General features: G+C 62.9%; 1 pseudogene. It reads right to left on the bottom strand.

Going from position 1 to position 240, the window contains the following annotated elements:
• Positions 1-240, bottom strand: a pseudogene (locus EOD29_RS34675) (acetoacetate--CoA ligase); the annotation flags it as partial.

Genomic DNA, 240 nt, shown 5'->3' with positions numbered 1-240 from the left:
ATCCAGCCGCATGTGGTGAAGTAGAAGAAAAGGTCGCCGTCGAGCAGCCCGGCATGCAGGCGCTGTTCCTTGACGTGCTGGATCAGCGTGCCGCCGGCCGAATGCACGATGCATTTCGGAATGCCGGTCGTGCCGGAGGAGAAAAGGATGTAGAGCGGGTGCGAAAACGGCAGCCGCTCGAAGGCGAGCGGCTTGACTGCGTAGGGCGAGAGCGCTTCTTCAAGCGCCGCTGCCTCGTCG

The sequence above is a fragment of the Mesorhizobium sp. M1A.T.Ca.IN.004.03.1.1 genome, from assembly GCF_003997555.1.
GTDB lineage: Bacteria > Pseudomonadota > Alphaproteobacteria > Rhizobiales > Rhizobiaceae > Mesorhizobium.
Note: the sequence above shows the minus strand (reverse complement) of the source record. Positions and strands in the feature narration are given on the sequence as shown.